The organism is Amycolatopsis sp. WAC 01375 (assembly GCF_003947325.1).
Classification (GTDB): Bacteria; Actinomycetota; Actinomycetes; order Mycobacteriales; family Pseudonocardiaceae; genus Amycolatopsis.
On sequence record NZ_QHHW01000009.1, the window covers coordinates 1 to 23,229 of the forward strand.

Consider the following 23,229-nt stretch of genomic DNA (forward strand, 5'->3'; position numbering starts at 1 on the left):
TGATCACCGCCCCCACCACCGGGCAACTCCTCGAAGCCAGCCCCGGCACCTACCGATCCCCGGCCTCACTGGCCCGCCTGATCAAAGCCCGCGACCGCGAATGCACCCACCCCGGCTGCCACCGCCCGGCGGAGTTCTCCGAAATCGACCACATCACCACCTGGGCCCGCAACGGCGGCACCGACCACCACAACTGCCACGCCGCCTGCAAAATCCACAACCTCCTCAAAGAAGAACCCGGCTGGAGCGCCGAACCCACCGGCAACGGCGGCATGACCATCACCACCCCCACCGGCCGCACCTACACCGCGACACCCGAACCACTCCACGACCCACGACCCGAACCAGAAGACGACACCCCACCCTTCTGATCGGAACGGTTGTGCTCACAGGCCCCGGGATGAGCGATGAGCTGGCCGGGGGCCGGTTCCCGCATGCCCTGGGACACACACGCCAGTGCGGTCGCGAAGAGCGACTCGGGTTCTCGTGAGGGGGCGTATGGGTCACCCGCGCTCACCCGGTCCGTGAAGGGCTCCTTCACTACCCGTCGGCGCACTCACCGGCCAAGCGCGTTCACCGGCCAAGCGCGTTCACCGGCCCGGCGCGTTCACCGGCCCGGCCCGGCGCGCTTACCGGCCCGGGGCGCGCTCACCGGCCCAGCGCGCTTACCGACTCGGCCACTCACGACCCCGCGGCAGCCTCCCGTGCCGCATCGAAGGGAGCCCGGTCGAAGATGATCCGCAGCTCCACGATCTTCCCCTCCCGCACGGTCAGCAACTCGGCGCCGGGCGCGCTCGCCACCGGCAGGGTCTCCGTGTCGTACATCAGCAACGCGGTCGTTTCGTCCCCGAACGCCGAAAGCAGGGTCGAGCCGGTCAGGATCTCGGTGAACGGGCCCATGAACCCGCGGAACGCAGCCGCGCCGGAAAGGCGACCGGCGGGTGTGTGGCAGACGATGTCGTCGGCGACATGTGTCATCGCCTTCTCGAAGTCCTTGCCCGTCCACGCGCGGTGGTAGGAGAGCGCGACATCCAAGGCGGGACTGGTCATGATGGTTCCTTTCGTCGATCTTCACCTCGTCAGACACCACCTCCGCCCGGAACGGAACGGTGCGCCGCGAAAAAGGTCGTGACAGGATTGCGGCCGTGCGGGCAACGGAGGACTTTCGCGAGCTCACCGACACCTATCGGCATGAGCTGCACCTGCACTGTTACCGGATCCTCGGCTCCCTCACCGACGCCGAGGACGCCGTCCAGGAGACGCTCCTTGCCGCTTGGAAGGGTCTCGACGGCTTCGAGGGCCGCTCGTCGCTTCGCACCTGGCTGTACCGCATCGCCACCAACCGCTGCCTCAACCTCCTGCGGACCGCGGGCCGCCGTCGGCCACCCGAACCGGTGCCGCCGTTCGACCCGCCGGAGCCGAGCCGACGCGGTGAGGTGACCTGGTTGCAGCCGTATCCGGACGAACTCGCCGCCGGCGAGCCCGGCCCCGAAGCGCGCTACAGCACCAGGGAAGCGGTCGAACTCGCCTTCATCACCGGACTCCAGCTCCTCCCTCCGCGCCAGGCCGCCACACTCGTCCTGCGGGACGTCCTGTGCTTCTCCACCGCTGAGGTCGCGAGCATGCTCGGCACCACCGAGACGGCGGTCAAGGGCATCCTCCAGCGCGCCCGCGCCTCACTCGACGAGCATCGCGACGGCGCGGGCCACCGCCCTTCACCTCGGGAACGCGAGCTGACCAAGCGGTTCGCCGACGCCTTCACCGCGGGCGACCTCGACGGCGTCCTCAGCCTGCTCACCGACGACGCGTGGCTCGCCATGCCGCCGGCGCCGCACGAGTACCACGGTCTCGAAGCGATCGCCGGTTTCCTCCGCGTCACCATGGCCATTCCGGTGCGGGGGTTCACCATGACGCCGACGCGGGCGAACAACCAGCCCGCCTTCCTCTGCCGCCACGGCGAGACACCGGCAGGGCTGATGGTCCTCACCCTCGACGGCGACCGCATCCGTGCCATCACCCGGTTCCTGGCTCAGAAATAGCCCGCCAACCGGCCACCGCAAAGGACCATCGAGCCAGCCGACCTCCGCCGGCGTTCCCTGATGCCGCGCGAAAACGTGCTGATGGAAATGCGCGACACTTCGTCCGGCGATGGCGGAGAACACGTGTTCCGGAGCCAGCTCCGCCCGCAGGCCGCGAGCCGCGCACCAGGCCGCCCGCGACACCGCCGAGACCTCGTCCGCGGTCAGCTCATCGAGTGCCGCCACATGCCGCCGGGTCTCGACGAACAGGTACCCGGGGAAGTCGCCGGGCCGGTGTGACACGACGACCAGATCGTCCGTCGAGACGGCCGGTCCCACCAGCGGGCCTCACCACCGGCTCACGATAACGGCGGCCGCACCCGTCCGAGGTGTTCGCCGGGAGCACCGAAAAGGTGCGCCGCGCCGTGTGCCCGCTTGAAATAACGGTGCGCCGGATGCTCCCAGGTGATCGCGATCCCGCCGTGCAGCTGGATCATCTCACCAGCCACGGTCGCCAGCGCTTCCGAGCAGTGCACCTTCGCCACCGCGGCCAGCCTGCTCGACTCCGGAGCCGCGTAGGCCGCCGAACGCGCCGTCTCGACCAGGACGTGGAGATCCGCCATCCGATGCTTCAGCGCCTGGAAGCCGCCGATCGGCCTGCCGAACTGGTGCCGCTGCTTGCTGTATTCCACCGTCAGCTCGAAAGCGCGTGCCGCGGCTCCGGCCTGTTCGGCGGCCAGGACGGCGCACGCGACGTCGCGCAGCGTGCCGAGGTCGACCGGGCCGATCAGCCGGGCGGGGGCGCGGTCGAAGGTCACCCTGGCCAGTCGCCGGGTTTCGTCCATCGCCGGAGTCCGGACACGACGGGCGTCGGAAACCTCGTACAGCGAGCCGTCGGCCACCACCAGGAGGATCTCGGCTTCGTCGCCGTGGAGGACGTAGTGCGCTTCCCCCTCCACCGCGGAGTCGACGACGCGGCAGGCCGGCTCGCTCCATGAGCCTTCGGCGCCGGTCCAGGCCACCGCGCCGACGACACCTTCGGCGAGGCGGGGGAGCAGCCGCTCGCAAGCTTCGTCGTCGCCGGTGGCCAGGACCGCGTGCACGGCGAGGACGGCCGAACCGAGGAACGGGACGTCGGCGAGGACCCTGCCCAGTTCTTCGGCGACCACCTGCAGTTCGGCCGTCCCGGCGCCGAGCCCGCCGAACCGTTCGGGGACGGCCAGCGCCGCCACGCCGATCTGTTGGCACAGTTCCGGCCAGGGATCCGCTTCCCTGTCCAGCAGGTTCCGCACGCTGTCCCGCAGCGCGTCCTGCTCGGCGGTGAAGGTCATGACAGCACCCGCTCCCGGTGGAACCGCGGCGTACCCCACGCGCCGACCAGCGCGCGGACCCTGGTCAGCCGCAGGCCGAGCGCGTGTTCCGCGGTGTAGCCGATCGCGCCGTGCACCTGCAGCCCGGTCCGGGCGGCGAGATGCGCGGCGTCGCCGCACGCCACCTTGGCCGCGGAGATGTCACGCCGGTCCAGGGTGACGGCCGCACCGAACAGCAGCGGTTCGGCCAGCGCGAGCCCGGTCGCGACGTCGGCGAGCAGATGTTTGACCGCCTGGTAGCCGCCGATCTCACGGCCGTACTGCTTGCGTTGCGCGGCGTACGCGACGGAGGTGTCGAGCAGCCACCGTCCCGCGCCGAGTAGCTGCGCGGAGGTGGCGAGGACGCCGAGTTCGAACGCGCGCTCCGCGTCGAGTGCGGTACCCAGATCGTCGCCCGTCACCGGGGGGAACAGTCGTCGTGAACTATCCACAGAGGACAGAAGTGCGCCGGGGGTGAACGCGCGCAGCCTGCCGTTCTCGACGGCGAGGCGCGCGTCCGCGACGTCGGAATCCAAGGCATACGGCACATGCGGAGCGAAAGCCACCGACGCCAGCGTCTCACCGGACGCGACGGACGTCAGCAGTTCGTCGTCCAGCAAGGACGGCAGGACGGCCACGGTGTCGGTCCACGGCCCGGGAACACAGTGGTAGCCGAGTCGTTCGAAGCCCACGGCCAGATCCACCGGGGTGGCACCGAGCCCGTCGTACTTTTCGGGGACGGCCAGCGCGGTCACGCCGAGTTCCGCCAGCCGCCGCCAGATCTTGAGTCCGGGGCCGTGATCGCCCGCCGCCCAGGACCGGTTGGCCGAGTCGGTGTCCACACCGGACAGAAGATCGTGCAGGCTGCGGGAGAACTGCTCCTGCTCACCGGCGAGCGTGAACCTCATCGAGCCCCCTTCGGCAGGCCGAGCAGCCGTTCGGCGACGATGGACCGCTGGATCTGGTCGGTCCCGCCGTAGATCGGGCCCGCCAGGGAGAACAGCCAGCCGTCGCTCCACGGGCCCCGCAGCTCGGCGTCCGGGCCGAGGATGTCGAGCGCGGTTTCGTGCAGGGCGACGTCGAGATGCGACCAGAACAGCTTGTTGACACTCGATTCCGGGCCGAGCTCGGCACCGTCGGAAAGGCGGGTGACCGTGCCGAGGGTGTACAGCTGGTAGGCCCGCGCGCCGATCCACGCGTCGGCGACGCGATCCGCGGTGTGCGCGGGACGTCCGGCGTCGTGCCAGAGCGAGACCAGCCTGTCGGCCGCGGCGAGGAACCGGCCGGGGCTGCGCAAGGACAGGCCGCGTTCGTTGTTCGCCGTCGTCATCGCGACCCGCCAGCCCTCGCCCGGCGTGCCGATCACGTCCTCGTCGGGGACGAAGACGTCGTCGAAGAAGATCTCGGCGAACCCCGGTTCACCGTCCAGCTGGGGGATCGGCCGGACGGTGACGCCCTCGGCCCGCAGATCCACCATGAGATAGGTGAGCCCCTTGTGCCGCACCGAATCCGGATCGCTGCGGAAGAGCCCGAACGCCCGGTCGGCGAACGTGGCCCGCGAGCTCCACGTCTTCTGCCCGCTGACCCGCCAGCCGCCGTCACAGCGGGTGGCGGTGCTCCGGAGGGCGGCGATGTCGCTGCCCGCCTCGGGTTCCGACCAGGCCTGCGCCCAGACCTCCTCCGAGCGTGCCATCTTCGGCAGGACGCGGCGTTGCTGTTCTTCCGTGCCATGGGAGAACAGCGTGGGCGCGAGCATGAAGATGCCGTTCTGGTTGACCCGCAGCGGCGCGCCGGCCGCGTAGTACTCCTCTTCGAACAGCACCCACTCGAGGAGGCTCGCGTCCCGACCGCCGAATTCGCGCGGCCACGAGACGACCGACCACCGGGCATCGGTCAGCTCGGCTTCCCACGCGCGGTGCTGTGCGAATCCCTCGGCGGTGTCGAACGATTTCAGTGGCTCGGCGGGAACGTTCGCGGCGAGCCAGGCGCGGGCCTCGTCACGGAAGGCGAGCGTGCGCTCGTCGAGATCGAGATCCATCACGAGGACCTGTTCGCGTCTCGCATCGAGCGCGCGTCCTGCCCGCCCAAGGAGTCGCCGCCGGACAGCTCGGCGTTGTGCGCGTGCGCGAAGTGGTGCAGCCCGAACACGGAGTCCATTCCGGACCGGAGTCCCATCAGGTCCTCGGCCTGGTTCACGGCCTTCTTGGCGAGCGCGAGACCCATCCTCGGCATTACCGCGATCTTCTCCGCCAGCGCCATCGTCTCGGTTTCGAGGTCGGCGCGCGGGACGACGCGGTTCAGCATGCCCCATTCCTTGGCCTGCTGCGCCGTGAAACGCTCACCGGTGAACAGCACCTCCTTGGCCGCGCGCGGACCGAGGACCCACGGGTGCGCGAAGTACTCGACACCGGGAATCCCCATGCGCACCACGGGATCGGCGAAGAACGCGTCGTCGGAGGCGACGATCATGTCGCATACCCAGGCCAGCATGAGCGCACCCGCGATGCACGCGCCCTGCACACTCGCGATCGTCGGCTTCGGGATCTCGCGCCACCGGCGGCACATGCCGAGATAGACCTCGGATTCGCGGGCGAACCGCTGGTCGCCGCCTTCCGCGCCGACGTGGTCCCACCACAGGACCGCCTTGCGCTCGAAGGACACGTCCACGTCGCGTTCCGGCGTCCCGATGTCGTGCCCGGCGGAGAAATGCTTGCCCGCCCCGGCCAGCACGATCACCTTGACCTCGGGATCGTCGACGGCGCGGGTGAACGCGGCATCGAGCGCGTAGGTCATCGCCGAGTTCTGCGCGTTCCGGTACTCCGGCCGGTTCATCGTGACGACGGCCACCGGCCCGCGTCGCTCGTACTCGACGGTCATCCGTTCTCCTCCCGCAACACGCGTTTCAGCACCTTCCCCGACAGGTTTCGCGGAAGTTCCGCCACGAAGTCGACAAATCGAGGGATCTTGTAGTTGGCCAATTCGCCCTCGCACTGCGTCAGGACATCCTCTGTGGACAGTCCTGCTCCCGGGCTCAACCGGACGAAGGCCTTGCCGACCTCGCCGAGCCGTTCGTCCGGCACGCCGACGACAGCGGCTTCCGCGACGCCGTCCAGGCGGCTCAGCACCTGCTCGATCTCGGCCGGGTAGACGTTGAATCCGCCGCAGACGTACATGTCCTTGATCCGGTCGACGATCCGCAGGTAGCCGCGTTCGTCGAGCACGCCGACATCGCCGGTGCGCAGCCAGCCGTCGGTGTCGACGGCCTTCGCGGTGGCGTCCGGATCGTCGAGATACCCGAGCATCACGTTCGGCCCGCGCAGCAGGACTTCGTCGTGCTCACCGAGTTTCACCTCGAAGCCCGCTGTCGCGCGGCCGGAGAAGTTCGCCACGAGATCGGCGTCGTCCTCGGGGCGGGACATCGTGGCGACCACGGCTTCCGTCAGGCCGTACGCCGTGAGCACGGTGTCGAAGTTCAGGTCCTTCCGCATCCGCTCGACGAGTGTGACCGGCACCGTGGCGGCGCCGGTGACGGCGAGCCGGAGGCTGGACAGATCGTGGTTCGCGCGTTCGGGCGCGTCCAGCAGGACCTGGTAGATCGTCGGCGCGCCGGGGAGCACCGTGACGTGCTCGGTTTCGACGAGGCGCAGGGTTTCCCGGACGTCGAAGGTGCGCTGCGGCAGGATCGTCGCGCCGCGCAGCACCGCGGCGAGGATCCCCGCCTTGTAACCGAAGCTGTGGAAGAACGGGTTGATCACGAGGTAGCGGTCTTCCTCCGTCAGACCGCCGCAATCGCCCCAGGCTTCGGCGACGCTCAGCGCCTGCCGGTGACTGCTCATCGCGCCCTTGCTGCGGCCGGTGGTCCCGGAGGTGAACAGGATGTCGCTGACGTCGCCCGGTTTCGCGGGACTGACGAGATCGCTGTCGAGACCGGCGAGGGCGTCCCATTCCGTGACGCCGTCGACGGGGTCTTCGACGCCCTCGACAGGGATGCGCAAGACGGTGCCGGGGCGGGAAGGGCCGAGATCCGCCAGCCGATCCGTGCCGAGGAAGGTGCCGGTGATCGCCAGCGCGGACACCCTCGCGCGATGGAGAACGTCGATGGTCTCTCGGGCGGTGAAGCGGGTGTTGACCGGAATGAGCGTCGCCCCGGCGTACAGCGCGCCGAGCCCGGCGACGACCCAGTGCCACGTGTTGGGGGAGCAGATCGCGACCCGTTCGTGGCCTTCGAAGAACCGCGCCGCCTGACGCACCCGGCGGGCGAGTTCGGCATAGGTGAGCCGGACTTCGCCGTCGACCAGCGCTTCGCGCCCGGCGAAGCGCTCCGCGGCCCTGTCGAGCGCCGCCGGAATGGTTCCTTCGACCATTGAAGTCTCCCTGTTGTCCGCCAGCCCGCGCGCGTCCGCGATCGTGTCGCCAGGGCTAGTCAGGCGTAAATCTCACTTCTGCGAATAGGGCGCCCTGCCGCCCCGATAGCGGGGCCTGGCGGCCGGGCGCACGCTCTGCTGTCACCTGGGTGCCGCGGAGTCCGAATCGTACCTCCCTAGCAAGTGCTTGGTAGGGTAGCCTACGCAGCAGGCTCTGGTTTGGCTAGAGGAGGCAGGCGTGGCTCAGGACGGTTTCCGTGACCGTGTGCGCACCTGGCTGGCGGACAACCTGCCGCCGGAACTGCGCGGTTTGGGCGGTCCGGGGCGGGAGCACGAGGCCTTCGACGAACGAGTGGAATGGGAGCGGCGGCTCGCGGCGGCGGGCTGGACCTGCGTCGGCTGGCCGGTCGAGCACGGCGGCCAGGGCGCGACACTGGAACAGCAGGTCGTCTTCCACGAGGAGTACGCGCGAGCGGGCGCGCCGGCCAGGGTGAGCCACCTGGCCCAGGAACTCCTCGGTCCCACCTTGATCGCTTTCGGCACACCCGAGCAGCAAAAGAGGTTTCTGCCGCCGATCGTGGCCGTCGAGGAACTGTGGTGCCAGGGCTATTCCGAACCCGGCGCCGGTTCCGATCTCGCGGCCGTGTCGACCACCGCGACCCTCGAGGGCGACGAGTGGGTGCTGAACGGCCAGAAGGTGTGGACGTCTCTCGCGCACGTGGCCGACTGGTGTTTCGTGCTCGCCCGCACCGAACCCGGTTCGAAACGCCACAAAGGACTGTCCTATTTGCTCGTTCCGATGCGGCAGCCCGGCGTCGAGGTCCGCCCGATCCAGCAGCTCACCGGGACGTCCGAGTTCAACGAAGTCTTCTTCGACGGTGCCCGCACGGCGAAAGACCTCGTCGTCGGCGAACCCGGCGACGGCTGGCGGGTGGCCATGGGCACCCTCGCGTTCGAGCGTGGTGTCGCGACGCTCGGGCAGCAGGTCGGCTTTCGCCGGGAACTCGAAGAACTCACCAGGATCGCACCGGACGACCCGGTGATCGCCGAACGGATCGACCGCGCCTGGGTCGGCCTGGAGGTCATGCGAGCGCAGGCGATCCGCACTCTCGGTGACTCGTCGCCGGGGGTGGCCGAAGTGTCCAAACTGGTCTGGGCGAACTGGCACCGCGACCTTGGGGAGCTGGCGATGCTCGTCCGCGGCGCGCGGGGCATGCTCGCGGAAGACGGGCTCGACGCCTGGCAACGGCTCTTCCTCTTCACCCGCGCCGACACGATCTACGGCGGCTCCAACGAAATCCAGCGCAACGTCATCGCCGAGCGAGTGCTCGGCCTGCCACGGGAGGTGCGACCGTGATTCCGGTACCCAAGTACCCCGAGGGGGCGAACCTCCTGCGGGACAAGGTGGTCGTGGTGACGGCGGCGGCCGGCACCGGGATCGGTTCCGCGGTGGCGAAACGCGCGCTGGAGGAAGGTGCCCGCGTCGTGATCAGCGACTGGCACGAGCGGCGCCTCGGCGAGAAGGCGGCCGAACTCGGCGACGTCCACGCGATTCCCTGCGACGTCACGCGAGAAGAGCAGGTGCTAGCGCTCATCGATGGAGCCGCCGCGCACTACGGCCGGGTCGACGTGCTCATCAACAACGCCGGGCTCGGCGGTACGAAGTCCATTGTGGACATGACCGACGAGGAATGGGCCCGCGTCATCGATGTGACCCTCAACGGCACCTTCCGCGCGACGAGGGCCGCGGTGAACCGGTTCATCGCGCAGGGGGACGGCGGCGTGATCGTCAACAACGCGTCCGTGATCGGGTGGCGGGCGCAGGCCGGGCAGGCCCATTACGCCGCCGCGAAGGCGGGCGTCATGGCGCTCACCCGATGTGCGGCCGTCGACGTCGCCGAACACGGCATCCGGGTCAACGCCGTCGCGCCGAGCCTGGCCATGCATCCGTTCCTGGCCAAGGTGACCAGCGAGGAACTGCTCAGCGAGCTCACCGCGCGCGAGGTATCGGGGAGGGCGGCGGAACCGTGGGAGGTGGCGAATGTGATGGTGTTCCTCGCCAGTGAGTACTCGTCGTACCTCACCGGCGAGGTCGTGTCCGTGAGTTCCCAGCATGCGTGAGGTAGTAATGAAAGCCAGTCCAGGGTCCCGCCGCGCCGAACTGCTCGCACTGGCGGCGAAGCTGTTCGCCGAGCGCGGCTACGTCTCCACCACCGTGCGGGACATCGCGGACGCGGCCGGGATCCTGTCGGGCAGCCTCTACCACCATTTCGACTCGAAGGAGTCGATGGCCGACGAGATCCTGACCGGATTCCTCGACGAACTCTTCGGTGCCTACGCCGAGATCGTCGCGGAAGGGAAAGGGCCGCGGGAAACACTCGAAGCCGTCGTCGTGGCGTCGTTCGAATCCATTCACCGGCGGCCCGCCGAGGTGGCGATCTACCAGTCCGAGGCGAAGCACCTGATGCAATTGCCTCGCTTCGACTACCTCACCGACCGCAACACCGAATTCCGCAAGCTGTGGAACGGGATCCTCACCGACGGCATCGCGGCAGGCGTGTTCCGCGAGGACCTCGACGTCGAACTCACCTATCGGTTCATCCGCGACACCGTCTGGGTGGCGGTGCGCTGGTACAACCCCGGCGGCACGCTGAGCGCGGACGACGTCGCGCAGCAGTACCTCGGGATCCTTCTGGACGGCATCGCGACGAAGACAAGGAGACGCCGTGGCTGAGGCATATGTGCTGGACGCGGTCCGGACACCGGTCGGCAAACGCGGGGGAGCCCTCAGCAGTGTCCATTCCGCAGACCTCGGCGCCCATGTCATCCAGGCCGTCGTCGAACGAGCGGGTGTCGAGGCCGATCTGGTCGACGACGTCATCCTCGGCTGTTGCGACACGCTCGGGCCGCAGTCCGGGAACATCGCGCGGACGGCGTGGCTCGCGGCGGGCTTCGGGCATCACGTGCCGGGCGTGACGATCGACCGGCAGTGCGGTTCGAGCCAGCAGGCCGTGCACTTCGCCGCGCAGGCGGTGCTGTCCGGGACGATGGATCTCGTGCTCGCCGGCGGCGTGCAGAACATGAGCGCCATCCCGATCGGCGCGGCGATGCTGGCGGGGCGCGAGTACGGCTTCGAAGACCCGTTCTCCGGCTCGAAGGGCTGGCAGGAGCGGTACGGCAGCGTCGAGGTTTCGCAGTTCCGCAGCGCCGACATGATCGCCGAACACTGGGACCTGACCCGTGAAGCGATGGAGGAGTACGCCTTCCGCAGTCATCGGCGGGCGATCGCGGCCATCGACGAAGGCCGGTTCGCCGCCGAGATCACGCCGTTCGCCGGTGCCGCCCTGGACGAGGGGCCCAGGCGCGACACCACGTTGGAACGGATGGCCGGGCTGAAACCGCTGAGCGAGGGATCCCGCATCACCGCGGCCGTGGCCAGCCAGATCTCGGACGGTGCCAGCGCGACGCTCATCGCTTCGGAGAAGTTCGTCGAGGAACACGGCCTCACCCCGCGCGCCAGGATCCACCATCTGTCCGTGCGGGCGGCCGATCCGGTGTGGATGCTGACCGGTCCCATCCCGGCGACCGCGCACGCGCTGCGGAAAACCGGGCTGAGCATCGACGACATCGACCTGTTCGAGGTCAACGAGGCGTTCGCGAGTGTCGTCCTGGCGTGGATCGAGGAGACGGGCGCCGATCCGGATCGCGTCAACGTCAACGGCGGCGGCATCGCGCTCGGTCATCCCATCGGGGCGACCGGCACGAAACTGTTCGCGACCCTGCTGCACGAACTCGAACGGCGAGGCGGGCGCTATGGGCTACAGACGATGTGTGAAGGCGGCGGGACGGCGAACGTGACGATCATCGAACGCCTTTGACGCTCCACACGCCGAGTGCCAAGGCGCTGAAACCCGCGCCCAGCAGGCAAACACCGGTCCAGCCCGCGACGGCGTAGACGGCCGTCGAACTGATGGCCCCGACGCCGCTGCCGACCGAGTAGAAGATCATGTACCCGCCGATCAGCCTGCTCCCGGCGTCCGGGCGCAACGGGTAGATCAGGGTCTGGCTCGAGACGTGCACCGCCTGGACGGCGAGGTCGAGCAGGATCGCGCCCGCAACCAAAGCCCACAGCGACGCGCGGGTGAAACCCAGCGGCACCCACGACAGCAGGAGCAGCCCGAGCGCGAACCCGGTCGTCCACTGCGCCCGGCCGCGGTCCGCGAGCCGACCCGCGGGTGCCGCCGCCAGCGCGCCCGCCGCCCCGGCGAGCCCGAAAGCGCCGATGGCGGTGTGCGACAGGCCGTCGTCGCTGAGCGGCAACGCGACCGAACTCCACAAGGTGCCGAACGCGGCGAAGATCAGCAGCGCGAGTGTGCCGCGCGTCCGGAAGACGGGTTCTTCGGCGAAAAGCGACAACGTGGACCGCAGTAGCCGCCCGTAGTTCATGGCGTTTCCCGGAGCCGTGGCGGGAAGTACCCGGTACAGAACGATCGCGATCACCACGGTCACGCCCGCGGACACGACGTACACCGCGCGCCAGCCGGCGAGGTCGGCCAGCGTGCCGGACACCGTGCGCGCGAGCAGGATCCCGAGGACGACGCCGGTCGTCACGAGTCCGACCACGCGTCCGCGTTCGGCTGGCCCGGCCAGCGACGCCGCGAACGCGACCAGGAGCTGCGTGACCACCGCGAGCACGCCGATCGCCGTCATCCCGGCGAGCAGCACCACACCGTTCGCGGCGGTCGCGGCGACCAGTTCGGCGATCGCCAGCAGCGTCAGCAGCCCGACGACGAGCCGCCGCCGGTCGAGCAGATCGCCGAGCGGGACCAGCAGGAACAGGCCCAGCCCGTAGCCGAGCTGGGTGAGCGTGACGATCCCGCCGACGGTCGACGCGGCGATACCGAGATCCGCGCCCATGGTGACGAGCAACGGCTGGGCGAAGTAGATCGTGGCGACGGCCGTCCCGGCGGCCACGGCGAACAACAGGACGACCCCGCGGTGCACGAACCCTCCAAGTGGTTTCAACTTGCTACCACTCGGACGCTAGAGCATCGCGGTTGTAAGATGCAACCATGGTGAAGCGGACGACGTTCGACGCAGCTTCGTGCCCGGTGGCGCGCTCGGTCGACACGATCGGCGACTGGTGGTCACTCCTGATCGTGCGCGACGCCTTCGACGGCGTCCGCCGCTTCGGTGAGTTCCAGCGCAGCCTGGGTGTCGCGAAGAACATCCTGTCCGCGCGGCTGCGGGCGCTCGTCGGGCACGGCGTACTCGATGTGGTCCCGGCCTCCGACGGGAGCACCTACCGCGAATACGTCCTGACGCCGAAGGGACGCGACCTGTTCCCGGTGATCGTCGCGCTGAGGCAATGGGGAGAGGCGCACTTCTTCGCCGAAGGGGAACCGCGGTCGAAACTGGTGGACCGCGACGGCGGACGCCCGCTGCGGGGACTCGAGGTCCGGGCGTCGAACGGACGTGTCGTCGGGCCGGAGGACACCGTGGTCGTGAAGGCGCCGGCCTCGTGAGTAGCCGGATCCCGCATGCTTGAAGACGAAACTCGCGTGATCAGACGCGTAACTCGCGTGATCAGAGACGTAACTCGCGTGTGCAGACGCGTAACTCCCGTGATCGGGCACCGCCCACGCGAGTTACGCCTCCAGACACGCGAGTTACGCCTCCAAGCACGCGAGTTGCGCCTCCGATCACGCGGGAAAGCGGTGTTGCGAAAGCCACTTTCGCAACCTTCAACGTTGCGAAAGTGGCTTTCGCAACGCGTTCCGCCGTGGGTGGCTCGACGCGAGGGAGCGTCCCTGGAGCGATGCGGGCGGGAGCCCGTGTCCACCGCATGGATCGGGGCCCTCCCAGGTGAGTCATGCCTGGAAGGGCCCCGACCGGATAAGGGGAGCCCGGAGGGCGGGGTTCCGACGGAGCCCGAATCACCGTCGGTCCCGGTTCCTCCCGGCGTCCCCAAAGGGGGTGGCGGTGGGCGCGGAGGCCCGGCGACCCACCGCCACCTGAGGGACCGCGGCCGCCGCGCGCGGCCCCGGTCCGATCGCGATCCCGGGTCACCCGGCGGGAACGCGAGCCCAGGGCATCCTTTCCGGCGTGGGAACGGCTTCGGTCGGGGTTTCGGACAGGAAGTCCCGCTCGAACGGGGCCAGGATGTCCTCCCCGATCGGCGTCGCCGCGAACGAAGGAACGGCGGGGGCGGGGGACACCGGCTCGGGCACCGGCAGCCGCCGGTCGAGTTCGGCGGTCCAGTGGATCATCGCCTTCGGCCGATCCCAGCCCACCGCGCCGATGAGCCTTCCGTCGCGGACGAAACCGGTGACCCCGTCGGAGAGTTCGATCGTGTCCTTGCCCAGCGACGGCATCCCGACGGTCTGCAACCGCGCGTCGTACAGGGAAGACCAGGCGCGGGGGAGCGGCGTGTACGGCCGGGCGTTGCCGCGGCCCAGCATCAGGCTTTCCGCCGCCGCGCGGCCGGATTCGACGCCGTTCATCCAGTGCTCGACCCGCCGGGGCGTCTCGTCGATGCGCAGGTTCGGCCATTTCGCGACGTCTCCGGCGACCACGACGTCCTCCGCCCCGACGGCGAACAGGGTCGATTCGCACAGGACGCCGTCGTCGATGGTCAGTTCCGAACCACGCAGCCAGTCCACGGCGGGCACGCTGCCGATCGAGAGCACCACGCAGCTGGCCACCAGGAACTGGTTGTTGGTCAGGTGCAGCCCGACCGTCTCCTTGGTGCTGATCCAGTTCCGCACCTCGGTGTTCATCGCCAGCTTGGCGCGATGGTGCTGATGTTCCTTGGTGAGCGCCGACGCGATCCGCTCCCCGAAGCGGTGCAAAGGCGCCTTCGCGTGACCGATGAGCGTGACGTCCCGGCCCATGTACCGCATCGACGCGGCGAACTCGTTCCCGATCAGGCCGCTGCCGATCACCACGACGGATTTGTTGCTGTTCCCCAACGCCCGTCGTACGGCGAGTGAGTCCTCCACCGTGCGCAGCACCCGCACCCGGGGGTCGTGGCGCGGCGAGCCGGGCAGATGCCGGGGGTAGACGCCGGTCGCGACGATCAGGCCGTCGTACCAGAGGGATTCCCCGCCCGGCAGGTGCACCGTGCGTTCCTTCGTGTCGAGCCAGGTCGCGCGGGTGCCGAGCCGCCAGTGGACATCCAGGTCGAGGTACGGCTCCAGGCTCGCGGCCACCGGTTTCACCCCGCCGGTGATGAGTTCCTTCGACACCATCGGCCGGTGGTACGGCTTGCGCGGCTCGTCGCCGACCAGCACGATCTCGCCGTCGAAACCGAGTTCCCGCAACCGTTCCGCGGAGCGGAGACCGGCGACGCCGGCACCGACGATGACGATCCGATCTCCGTCACTCATCGTCGTACGCCCCTTCTCCCTTGACTCTGATGGCTTGTTTCGGGCAGAGCCGGGCGGCGGAGATGGCCTGGTCCAACCCGTCCCGGTCGACCATCCGGCGGATGCGGAGCTTGCCGTCCGGTCCGATCTTGAAGGTGGCGGGTGCTTCCATCTCACAGAAGCCGAAGATCTCGCACCGCTCGTTGTCGACGCTGACGCGAGTGCCGCGCCGTACGCTTCCGAAGATCATTTTTCGTTTCTCCAAGTCGTCAGACCAGTTCTTCGACCAGGCCCAGCCGTTCCAGGTACCGGGTGGGCGTGAACCGCAGCGCGGTCAGCACCACCACGGGGACCAGCAGCGTGATCCCGCCGAACCACAGGAGGCCGAGGTGCCCGTTGGCCATGGCACCGAAGAAGGCGTGCAGCGCGGTGATCGCGACCGCCGGATAGGCGAGCCGGTGGATCCACAGGAAGCGCCGGTAGGAGCTGAACCGGCTGATCCCGCCGGTCAGCGCGACGGCGATCATGACCTCGAGCCCGAGGACGCCGAGTTCGTGCCGCGCCAGCGTGCCCGGCAGGAGCGGGATGGTGATCTGCGCGAGCGTGAAGCCGTCGGGCAGGAACAGGAACGACATCGCGTGCACGACGCCGAACGACAGCGTCAGGATGCCGAGCACCATATGGGAGTTGCGCAGGGCCTTCCGCCCGGTCAGCGACTTGATCCAGCCGGTCGCGGTGAACACGCCCCAGCACAGGGTGAGGCACATGAAGCCGTACGAGATCCGGGCGGAGGTCTGCGCCATGCCCTTGATGCCGGAGTCGGTGTCCGTTCTCTGGGTCAGGACGATCACCACCTCGGACCACTGGTCATACATTGATCTCTCCTGGGGCACTGGGAACCGGTTCCGGTTCGGCGGCGGCCGCGCGTTTGCGGGTCCGGGTGTTCTTGCTGCGCAGCGTCCGGAGGGCGTAGAACAGCCCGCCGCCGAGCACCACGGCGAGCAGCAGGCCGAGGGCGAAGTCGCCGAAGCCGACGTCCATCGCGCTGTTGGCCGAATTCGACTGCGGCACCGGGGCCTCCGGCAGCAGCGACTGGTCGACGACGCCGGTGCTCTCCAGCAGGGTCATATGCCGCAGCACCGCCTGGTTGGCCGTGGTGGCGTAGTCACGGACGACGTCGTTGCGGGTTCCGGCCCTGACCTGGGCGATGACGGGGAACAGCACCCCGTGCGCGTACCGGAGCCGGTTCGCGAAGATCCGGTCGAACTCGCTGTCGTCGCGGGCGGCCTTCATCTCGCCGAGCCACGCGGACTGCTGATCCGACGGTTCGCGCGGAAGGGCGATGCCGAAACGGTCGGCGATGACGTGCGTCGCGGTGTCGAGCCTGCCGTGGTCGATCATCAGCGTGCGGCCGACTTCGCGGGTCCGCTGACTCTTCCCGCGTTCCTGCGCCCACATCCCAGCGGGCATTTCCCACAGGCCGGCCAGTTTGACGTTGACGATCAGGTTCTTGTCCGCCGCGGAGAGTTCTTGGGCGTGCGCGTCGCCGACGGGGCCGAGCAACGTCACCGCGGCTGTCGTCACCAGGACGAGCATCACGCGGAAGAACCCGCGAGGGACGTCAGATGCCGAGGTCATCGGCCTGCCAGGTGTCCGCGGTGAGCAGCACTTTCGTCCCGTCCGGCTTGGCGGGGAACCACGCGTCGTCGACACCCTGCCCGCCGGTGTTGCCGGGCATCGCGTCGTCGGCGTTGCGATAGAGCGGCCAGCCCGCGAGCGTGACCTGCTTGCTGCCGTCGTCCCTGGTCACGGTGCCGACGAGGGCCCGATCGATCCCGGTCACCACGAGGTCGCCGTCCGCTTTGGCGGGAATCCAGGTCCGAGAACAGGTTTCGGTGCAATTCGATCGGGGCGGGTCGACCGAGTCCTTGTCGTAGCGGTAGAGCGTGAAGCCGTTGGTGTCGGTGACGATCGGTCCGAGGTCGAACAGGATCGCCGCGGCGACACCGGGCGCCGCTTCGGCAGCGGGGTCGGGCATTCCCGGGATTTCCGCCGCTCCGGCGGCCGGGGCCGTACCCGGAGAGCCGTTCGGTCCCGCGGTACCGGTGGTGCAGGCCGCGGTCAGCGTGATCGCGGCCAAGGTGAGGGTCAGAGGTATGACCGAGCGTGACACGGGGTTCACGGAAATCCTCCTGTCGGGGCAGAGGAGAACGCCATCACCGCGGGGAGATGGTGTGCAGGCAGGTTCAGGTCCACTATGGACGGTCATGATCCACAGTGGATTCGGCGGTGCGGGGGACAGCGCCGGGTCGGGGGTCTTCGGTAGGGGATACGGTCACGAGTCGGAAACGGTTCAAAAAACTTTCCCGTCCTCGGAGAACGGGGCCCGAACGGTTTTGGCACTGGACTTATCGCCCTCGCGCACACAAAGATGTGCCGCGTGGGACGCCACTCTCGGATACTGCAGCCAATAGTCGATCATGAACCCGCGTCGAACGGGCATGACGACCTCATCAGGGCGTTGTACCAGGAGTTCGGATCGAGCCTGATGGCGTTCGTGCTGAAGCTGACCGGCCACGATCGCCAGTGGGCCGAGGACGTGGTCCAGGAGACGCTCATCAAGGCGTGGCGCAACGCCGGCAAACTCGACCGGCAGCCGGAAATGCTGCGTGCCTGGCTCTTCACCGTGGCCAGGCGCATCGTCATCGACGGCTGGCGGAGCCGGAGCGCCCGCCCTCAAGAGGTGGAGGAACTGGAGTCGGATTCGATCGGAGTGCCGGACGAATCGGAGAAGACGCTCGCGGCCATGATCGTTTACGAGGCCCTGCGCAATCTTTCCCCGGAGCAACGTGAAGCCGTCCAGCAGACCTACTTGCGTGACCGCACCGTGAACGAGGTCGCGGCGACGCTGGGGGTTCCGCCGGGTACGGTGAAATCGCGGATCCATCACGCTGTGCGCGCGTTGCGCAGGGCGCTGCAGGAGCGGGGGTGAGCGAGGTGTCCGGAGCCGTCCACACGGACATCGCCGCCTACGTGCTCGGCGTCCTCGGCGAGGAGGATCACGCGAGGTTCGAGGCACATCTGCTGGAGTGTCCCGAGTGTCAGGTCGAATTGGTGGAGATGTACCACCTGCCCGACATCCTGGACATGGTCAAGAAGAGCTGGCCGGATCCGCCCGTGAAGGGTCCGGGGCCGCGCGTGCTGCGGATGCTGCTCGCGGACGCCGCCAAGGCCGGCCGGCGGCGCAAGGTCATCCGGCTCGCGACGGCCGCCGCCGTACTCGTGCTCGTCGTCGGCGGCCCGCTCACCGTTTTGTCGCTCACCGACCGTGAACCGGTCATCACGCAGGCCGCTCCCACCGTTGTCACATCGGTGGTGCCTGCTCCCTCCGCCTCCCGGGAACGGGACGCGGGCCCGGACGGCGGTGCCGCCCCGTTCGGCTGGTCCGAAGCGGGCAACGCGGTCGCCGCGGAGGTCACGGTGCAGGAGAAGGAGTGGGGCAGCGCCGTCGAACTCGAACTGCGCGGCCTCATCGGCCCGATGGTCTGCCAGCTTTTCGCCTACTCCCACGGCGGAGAGGCGTACGTCGTCAACAACTGGAGCGTGCCGTCCAAGGGATACGGCGTCCCCGGTTCCCCGGATCCCCTCGTCATCACCGGTTCGACGGCGTTGCAGAAGGCCGACATCGAACGCTTCGAGGTGCACAAGCAGGACGGCACCGTGCTGGCCATCGTGCGCCGCTAGCCTTATTGAGAGGTAAGGCAAAGGTGGTGGGAGCCGGGTTGCCTAGGAGCCTTGCGCGCTCTTGACCGTCCACAAGGGGCGCCAGTTGGGCAACGGTGTCCATTTTGGACCCTCCTGTGAAACCGTGCTTATGGTCATCAATCGGACATTTCGTCACGTGAAGTTGTCCCTTGTGGACACTCAAGGCGCGGTCGGCTCCTGTGGTCGGTCCAGGGCCACGTCACGAAGGCCTCCTGTCCATCTTGAATCAGCGAAGAAGCCCTTCGTCGGAGGCTTGATCACGCCGCCTTTGCCTGCCTCTTAATATAACGGAAAGATAACGGCGAGATCGCTTTTTGAACCGCCTCCCGGCTGGAGCCGTATCTCCCAGTAGCCGGATGTCCCTCGGCGGGCGAACGGAAGGTTCGCCGCGAATTCGCCGAATCCGCGTATTCGACAAACGCGTGGCTCATGCCTGGGCGCGATTAATTCGCGTGCCCGGAAACGTAATGAGGTGAGCAAGTCAATGGCACGAAATCAAGGGCGCCATCGCATCGCCCGCAGGACCAAGATCGCGACCGCGTTGATCGGCCTGTCGATCGCGGTCGGTGGGCTGGTGGTGTCCACCACGACCGGCGACTCCGACAGCGCCGCCGCGGACGAGGTGGACAAGTCGCAGTTCGTGGACATTACCCAGGTCCGGCCGAACGTCGACAAGCCGGAGCCGGGCCGGAACGCCTCCACGGGTTCGTTCACCGTCGACTGCGGCAAGAACGAGAACGGGCATTTCAATCCCGACAACTTCATCGCGCAGCCGGGTGTCCGCAACGGCGCCCAGCATCTGCACGATTACGTCGGAAACATTTCCACGAACGCGGATTCGGACAACGACAGCCTGCTGGGCGCCGGCACCACCTGCGAGAACGGTGACGAGTCGACGTATTTCTGGCCGGTGGTGCGGATCGACACCGCGGAGGAAGCCGAAGGGCAACAGAACCAGAACGGCCGGGACCAGAACCGCGACGGAGACCGGAACCGGCAGCGGAACCAGGACGACGACCAGCAGAACCAGAACCGGAACAACGACCAGAACCAGCAGAACCAGCAGGGCCAGCAGGACCAGCAGAACGAGGCTCAACTGGAAGAGCCGAACGCGGACAACGAACTCGCCGGCAACGACGGGGAGATCCAGCGTCCCGCGGTCGTCGACATCACCTTCAAGGGCAATGCCCAGGAGAAGGTACAGGAGATGCCGAAGTTCCTCCGCATCCTTTACGGTGACGCGAAAGTCACCACCAATGGTCCCGCCAACGCGCGGGAGAGCTGGACCTGCACCGGTTTCGAGAACAGGGTGATCAAGCAGTACCCGATCTGCCCCGAGGGCAGCGACGTCAAGCGGGTGCACACCTTCCCGAGCTGTCTCGACGGCAACAACATCGACAGTGAGAATCACCGAGACCACATCAAGTACCCGGACGAGAACGGCGAATGCGCGAACGGCCTCACCGCCGTCCCGGAGCTCACGATCTCACTGACCTACGAGATTCCCCGGCAGATCCAGGTCAACGGTCAGTACAAAGTGGACTCGTTCCCCGAAGAGGACCACAACCCGTTCTCCGATCACGACGATTTCGCGAACGTGATGTCGGACCAGATCATGGACCGGCTCGTCGACTGCGTCAACGAAGGCCGCAAGTGCCGCGAATGACGCACTGAAACGGAAGCAGGAACCTGCGAAGAGAAAGGAAGATACTCCGGCCCGGCGGGTCCCCCCTTACACCTCACCCACCCGCCGGGCCGGCCCTCCCTGGAAACGGATCGACACAACTGAAGAACGCTCCGCAAGCGTTCATCCGCCCTGTCGGCGGCTTCCCGAGGGAGGCTCGCCGGCGGGGCACTTTCGGTAGGTTGGCGGTATGGGTGAGCAAAAGGACCGCATGCTGCGCGGGGAGCTGTACCGGGACAACGACCCTGAACTGGTGTCGGACCGCAGGCGTGCGCAGTCGCTCGTCGACCGGTTCAACGGCACGGGCGCGGAAGAGGCCGGTGAGCGGGACACGATTCTGCGTGAGTTGCTTGGCAAACTCGGCGAAGGCTCCTGGATCATGCCGCGGTTCCAGTGCGACTACGGCTATCTCATCGAGATCGGCGCCAACAGTTTCCTCAACTACGACGCCATCCTGCTCGACTGCGCGCCGATCAAGATCGGCTCGGACTGCTCGATCGGCCCGCGCTGCCAGCTGCTGACCGCGTTGCATCCGATGGAGGATCACGAGCTGCGGCGAGCTCGCTGGGAATCGGCCGCGCCGATCACCATCGGGGACAACGTCTGGTTCGGCGGCGGCGTCATCGTCTGCGCCGGGGTCACCATCGGCGACGACACCGTGGTGGGCGCGGGAAGTGTGGTCACCCGCGACCTGCCGTCGAAGGTGTTCGCGGCGGGCAATCCGGCCCGGGTCATCCGCGAGCTCTGAATATCTGCTGGTGGACCCGCGTCCGCGATCGCGTCGCAGCTCCGCCGACAGGCTTCGAGGTCTACCGATCCACCGGCGTGATCCGGGTGCGCCGGCTGTGCTCGAACACCATGGAGGTGCGCACGTCGGCCACCTCGGGGCGTTCGGTCAGCTTGTCGATCACGAAGGCATAGAGGCTGTCGTTGTCCGGGACCGCGACGTGCAGGATGAAGTCCTCGGTCCCGGTGGTCACGTAGAGCCCGACGAGGTCGGGCAGGGCGTTGACCCAGTTCCGGAAGCCTTCGATGTTCCGTCGCGAGGGCGGGCGCACCCGCACCGCGATGAGCGCCTGCACTCCGCGGCCGATCGATGGCAGGTCCACGTCCAGCAGCGCGCCGCGGATCACGCCGCGTTCCCGTAGCCCGCGGGTGCGGTCCAGCGCGGTGGTCGGCGAAACGCCCACCGCGGCGGCCACTTCGCGGTTGGTCTTCCGTGCGTCCGACTGCAATTGCGCCAGGATCGCCTTATCAAGTTCGTCCAATCGCGCCATCTCGACCCTTCTGCCGTATTAAATACGAACACGATGGACTGTACTCGTATGTCCTCCTAGCTTGGCCTTGTTCATCCGTTGATGTGAGCAGGAGACCAGCTGAATGTCCGAGTACGGTACGGCCATCGGATTCACCCCCGACGAGATCGACTTCACCGCGTCCACCCGAGCGGCGAGGTTGAAGTGGGTCATCGTGGTCAACAGCGAGCTGCCGCCCGGCCGTGCGGTCAACGCGGCGGTCTGCACGGCCGTCGCCACGGCGAAGTCCGTGACCGGTCTCCTGGGAGACGAAGCGGTCGACGCGAACGGCGAGCACTACACCGGCTTGCCCTGGGGCGGCTGCTCGATTCTGTCGGCCGACGCGGAGAAGCTGCGCGCCATCCGCGCCAAGGCCGCGACCTCGCCGGGCTGCCACGTCGCCGACATGCCCGCCGTCGCCCAGCAGATCCGGGTCTACGACGACTTCCTCGCGACGATGAAGGAAATCCCGACCGAGGAGATGGACTTCTGCGCGATCGGCATCGTCGGCCCGCGCAACCGGATCGACAAACTGGTCGGGAAGTTGCCGCTGATGCCGTGAGCGGGTGGCCGAACGCCCGCTTCAGGCCTCGAGGAGGTCCCGCAGCGCTTCGGTGAACTGGGCGGGGTTTCGTTGTGGCGCCAGATGCGCCCCGGGCATCTCGGTGAACGGCAGGCCCAGTTCGAGCGCGAGGACCTTCGCGGGCTGGTAGTGGTAATGCCCCCGGCTGCCGACACCGGCGACAGGGACGATCTCGGTCCTCGTCTTCCGCAGCGCCCGCAGGTCGGGAAGGTAGTCGAGGATCTCGGCCAGTTCGCGGCCGAAGAGCCGTTTCCAGTCCTCCTCGTTCGGTAGCCGGATCGCGCGCAGTTCGGGCAGCGCGGCACCGGCGATCCCGTCGGTGAACCGTTTGAACGCCCCCATCAGGTCGCCCGCCTGGGCGAGCCGGACCTGCGCGTTGGCCTCGTCGAGCCAGCCCAGCGCGTCGGGCAGCAGCTGGATGGCCGGCGGTTCGTGCGCGACCAGCACGGTCGCCGCGTCCGGGTAGCGGGCCACGAGGTCGAGACCGATCATGGCGCCCGCGCTGGTGCCGAACACGCTCGCGGGGCCGCCGCCGACGTGCTGGAGCACCGCGTGGGCGTCGTCGGCCTGCTTCGGCACGCTGACCGGGCCGGTGCTGGTGTCCGTGCTGCGGAAGTGACCGCGCCGGTCGTAGGTGACGACGGTGTAGTCGTCCGCGAGCAGCTTCGTCATCGCCCGGAAGGTGTCCGCCGAGCCCAGCCCGCCCGCGATCAGGAGCAGAAGCGGCCCCTCGCCGGTGCTGCGGACGTACAGCTCACCGTCCTCGACCGGACAACGACTCTCCGAGATCATGGCCGAAGTCAA

Annotated in this window: 26 protein-coding genes and 1 pseudogene; 12 read left to right on the forward strand and 15 right to left on the reverse strand. The window is 68.2% G+C overall.

The window, feature by feature from the left end; genetic code table 11:
* Nucleotides 1–371, forward strand: a 371-nt coding sequence (locus DL991_RS01290; RefSeq protein WP_148106355.1) for an HNH endonuclease signature motif containing protein, incomplete at its 5' end; no start/stop codon positions are given.
* Nucleotides 372–681: 310 nt separating this feature from the next.
* Here the strand turns inward: DL991_RS01290 and DL991_RS01295 are convergent.
* Nucleotides 682–1,050, reverse strand: a complete 369-nt coding sequence (locus DL991_RS01295) for a nuclear transport factor 2 family protein (RefSeq protein WP_125780096.1) — start codon at nucleotides 1,048–1,050, stop codon at nucleotides 682–684.
* A gap of 95 nt (nucleotides 1,051–1,145) precedes the next feature.
* Here DL991_RS01295 and DL991_RS01300 point away from each other — a divergent pair, with 95 nt between their 5' ends.
* Entirely contained in the window at nucleotides 1,146–2,039 is an 894-nt protein-coding gene (locus tag DL991_RS01300; RefSeq protein WP_125780098.1) for an RNA polymerase subunit sigma-70, read from the forward strand.
* Between the two features lie 117 nt (nucleotides 2,040–2,156).
* On the opposite strand, the pseudogene DL991_RS43180 reads toward DL991_RS01300, so the two are convergent.
* The 6 genes and pseudogenes from DL991_RS43180 to DL991_RS01330 form a co-directional block, all read right to left on the reverse strand.
* A pseudogene (locus DL991_RS43180) lies at nucleotides 2,157–2,357 on the reverse strand (histidine triad (HIT) protein); the annotation flags it as partial.
* Between the two features lie 20 nt (nucleotides 2,358–2,377).
* Nucleotides 2,378–3,349 (reverse strand): acyl-CoA dehydrogenase family protein, encoded by a 972-nt coding sequence (locus tag DL991_RS01310; protein ID WP_125780100.1) that lies wholly within the window; start codon nucleotides 3,347–3,349, stop codon nucleotides 2,378–2,380.
* Complete coding sequence (locus DL991_RS01315) at nucleotides 3,346–4,275, reverse strand: acyl-CoA dehydrogenase family protein (protein WP_125780101.1); 930 nt, start codon at nucleotides 4,273–4,275, stop codon at nucleotides 3,346–3,348. Before DL991_RS01315 ends, DL991_RS01310 begins: the two co-directional genes overlap by 4 nt.
* Nucleotides 4,272–5,405, reverse strand: a complete 1,134-nt coding sequence (locus DL991_RS01320; RefSeq protein ID WP_125780103.1) for an acyl-CoA dehydrogenase family protein — start codon at nucleotides 5,403–5,405, stop codon at nucleotides 4,272–4,274. Before DL991_RS01320 ends, DL991_RS01315 begins: the two co-directional genes overlap by 4 nt.
* Entirely contained in the window at nucleotides 5,405–6,244 is an 840-nt protein-coding gene (locus DL991_RS01325; protein WP_125780105.1) for an enoyl-CoA hydratase, read from the reverse strand. Before DL991_RS01325 ends, DL991_RS01320 begins: the two co-directional genes overlap by 1 nt.
* Complete coding sequence (locus DL991_RS01330; protein WP_125780107.1) at nucleotides 6,241–7,731, reverse strand: FadD3 family acyl-CoA ligase; 1,491 nt, start codon at nucleotides 7,729–7,731, stop codon at nucleotides 6,241–6,243. Before DL991_RS01330 ends, DL991_RS01325 begins: the two co-directional genes overlap by 4 nt.
* 238 nt (nucleotides 7,732–7,969) lie before the next feature.
* On the opposite strand from DL991_RS01330, the gene DL991_RS01335 reads away from it, so the two are divergent.
* Genes DL991_RS01335 through DL991_RS01350 form a run of 4 tightly spaced genes read left to right on the forward strand, consistent with a single transcriptional unit; the run spans nucleotide 7,970 to nucleotide 11,609 of the window.
* Nucleotides 7,970–9,088, forward strand: a complete 1,119-nt coding sequence (locus DL991_RS01335; RefSeq protein ID WP_125780109.1) for an acyl-CoA dehydrogenase family protein — start codon at nucleotides 7,970–7,972, stop codon at nucleotides 9,086–9,088.
* A complete protein-coding gene (locus DL991_RS01340; RefSeq protein WP_125780111.1) occupies nucleotides 9,085–9,852 on the forward strand; it encodes an SDR family oxidoreductase in 768 nt (255 codons plus the stop codon). The genes DL991_RS01335 and DL991_RS01340 overlap by 4 nt, the downstream gene beginning before the upstream one ends.
* A gap of 7 nt (nucleotides 9,853–9,859) precedes the next feature.
* A complete protein-coding gene (locus DL991_RS01345; RefSeq protein ID WP_125780113.1) occupies nucleotides 9,860–10,465 on the forward strand; it encodes a TetR/AcrR family transcriptional regulator in 606 nt (201 codons plus the stop codon).
* Nucleotides 10,458–11,609, forward strand: a complete 1,152-nt coding sequence (locus tag DL991_RS01350; protein ID WP_125780115.1) for an acetyl-CoA C-acetyltransferase — start codon at nucleotides 10,458–10,460, stop codon at nucleotides 11,607–11,609. Before DL991_RS01345 ends, DL991_RS01350 begins: the two co-directional genes overlap by 8 nt.
* On the opposite strand, the gene DL991_RS01355 is transcribed toward DL991_RS01350, so the two are convergent.
* On the reverse strand, nucleotides 11,593–12,735 hold the full coding sequence (locus DL991_RS01355; RefSeq protein ID WP_125780116.1) for an MFS transporter: 1,143 nt from the start codon (nucleotides 12,733–12,735) through the stop codon (nucleotides 11,593–11,595). The genes DL991_RS01350 and DL991_RS01355 overlap by 17 nt on opposite strands.
* 68 nt (nucleotides 12,736–12,803) lie before the next feature.
* Here DL991_RS01355 and DL991_RS01360 point away from each other — a divergent pair, with 68 nt between their 5' ends.
* Nucleotides 12,804–13,256: a helix-turn-helix domain-containing protein gene (locus DL991_RS01360; RefSeq protein WP_125780118.1), complete on the forward strand. Its 453-nt coding sequence runs from the start codon at nucleotides 12,804–12,806 to the stop codon at nucleotides 13,254–13,256.
* A 540-nt stretch (nucleotides 13,257–13,796) separates the two neighbouring features.
* On the opposite strand, the gene DL991_RS01365 is transcribed toward DL991_RS01360, so the two are convergent.
* From DL991_RS01365 to DL991_RS01385, 5 genes are read right to left on the reverse strand one after another with little or no spacing between them, the layout of a single operon-like run.
* Nucleotides 13,797–15,119, reverse strand: a complete 1,323-nt coding sequence (locus DL991_RS01365) for an NAD(P)/FAD-dependent oxidoreductase (RefSeq protein WP_125780120.1) — start codon at nucleotides 15,117–15,119, stop codon at nucleotides 13,797–13,799.
* A complete protein-coding gene (locus DL991_RS01370) occupies nucleotides 15,112–15,348 on the reverse strand; it encodes a ferredoxin (RefSeq protein WP_005164337.1) in 237 nt (78 codons plus the stop codon). Before DL991_RS01370 ends, DL991_RS01365 begins: the two co-directional genes overlap by 8 nt.
* A 19-nt stretch (nucleotides 15,349–15,367) precedes the next feature.
* On the reverse strand, nucleotides 15,368–15,973 hold the full coding sequence (locus DL991_RS01375; RefSeq protein WP_125780122.1) for a ferric reductase-like transmembrane domain-containing protein: 606 nt from the start codon (nucleotides 15,971–15,973) through the stop codon (nucleotides 15,368–15,370).
* Nucleotides 15,966–16,736 carry a DUF4142 domain-containing protein gene (locus DL991_RS01380; protein ID WP_125780124.1) on the reverse strand — a complete coding sequence of 257 codons (771 nt, stop codon included), beginning with the start codon at nucleotides 16,734–16,736 and terminating at the stop codon, nucleotides 15,966–15,968. The genes DL991_RS01375 and DL991_RS01380 overlap by 8 nt, the downstream gene beginning before the upstream one ends.
* Nucleotides 16,720–17,280, reverse strand: coding sequence for a hypothetical protein (locus DL991_RS01385; protein WP_125780126.1), 561 nt, complete (start codon nucleotides 17,278–17,280; stop codon nucleotides 16,720–16,722). Before DL991_RS01385 ends, DL991_RS01380 begins: the two co-directional genes overlap by 17 nt.
* A 258-nt stretch (nucleotides 17,281–17,538) precedes the next feature.
* On the opposite strand from DL991_RS01385, the gene DL991_RS01390 reads away from it, so the two are divergent.
* The 4 genes from DL991_RS01390 (at nucleotide 17,539) to DL991_RS01405 (ending at nucleotide 21,295) form a co-directional block, all read left to right on the forward strand.
* Entirely contained in the window at nucleotides 17,539–18,090 is a 552-nt protein-coding gene (locus DL991_RS01390; protein WP_034317190.1) for a sigma-70 family RNA polymerase sigma factor, read from the forward strand.
* Nucleotides 18,087–18,842 (forward strand): anti-sigma factor, encoded by a 756-nt coding sequence (locus DL991_RS01395; protein ID WP_125780128.1) that lies wholly within the window; start codon nucleotides 18,087–18,089, stop codon nucleotides 18,840–18,842. The genes DL991_RS01390 and DL991_RS01395 overlap by 4 nt, the downstream gene beginning before the upstream one ends.
* Nucleotides 18,843–19,347: 505 nt before the next feature.
* A complete protein-coding gene (locus DL991_RS01400) occupies nucleotides 19,348–20,529 on the forward strand; it encodes a DUF1996 domain-containing protein (protein WP_125780130.1) in 1,182 nt (393 codons plus the stop codon).
* Nucleotides 20,530–20,737: 208 nt separating this feature from the next.
* The gene (locus DL991_RS01405; protein WP_125780132.1) at nucleotides 20,738–21,295 is read left to right on the forward strand and encodes a sugar O-acetyltransferase; all 558 of its coding nucleotides are present in this window, start codon (nucleotides 20,738–20,740) and stop codon (nucleotides 21,293–21,295) included.
* Nucleotides 21,296–21,356: 61 nt separating this feature from the next.
* On the opposite strand, the gene DL991_RS01410 is transcribed toward DL991_RS01405, so the two are convergent.
* Entirely contained in the window at nucleotides 21,357–21,824 is a 468-nt protein-coding gene (locus DL991_RS01410; RefSeq protein ID WP_199745424.1) for an Lrp/AsnC family transcriptional regulator, read from the reverse strand.
* A 103-nt stretch (nucleotides 21,825–21,927) separates the two neighbouring features.
* Here DL991_RS01410 and DL991_RS01415 point away from each other — a divergent pair, with 103 nt between their 5' ends.
* Nucleotides 21,928–22,404 (forward strand): DUF2000 domain-containing protein, encoded by a 477-nt coding sequence (locus DL991_RS01415; protein ID WP_125780134.1) that lies wholly within the window; start codon nucleotides 21,928–21,930, stop codon nucleotides 22,402–22,404.
* A gap of 21 nt (nucleotides 22,405–22,425) precedes the next feature.
* Here DL991_RS01415 and DL991_RS01420 read toward each other — a convergent pair whose 3' ends face one another.
* Nucleotides 22,426–23,217 carry an alpha/beta fold hydrolase gene (locus DL991_RS01420; RefSeq protein ID WP_125780136.1) on the reverse strand — a complete coding sequence of 264 codons (792 nt, stop codon included), beginning with the start codon at nucleotides 23,215–23,217 and terminating at the stop codon, nucleotides 22,426–22,428.
* Nucleotides 23,218–23,229 lie beyond the last annotated feature (12 nt).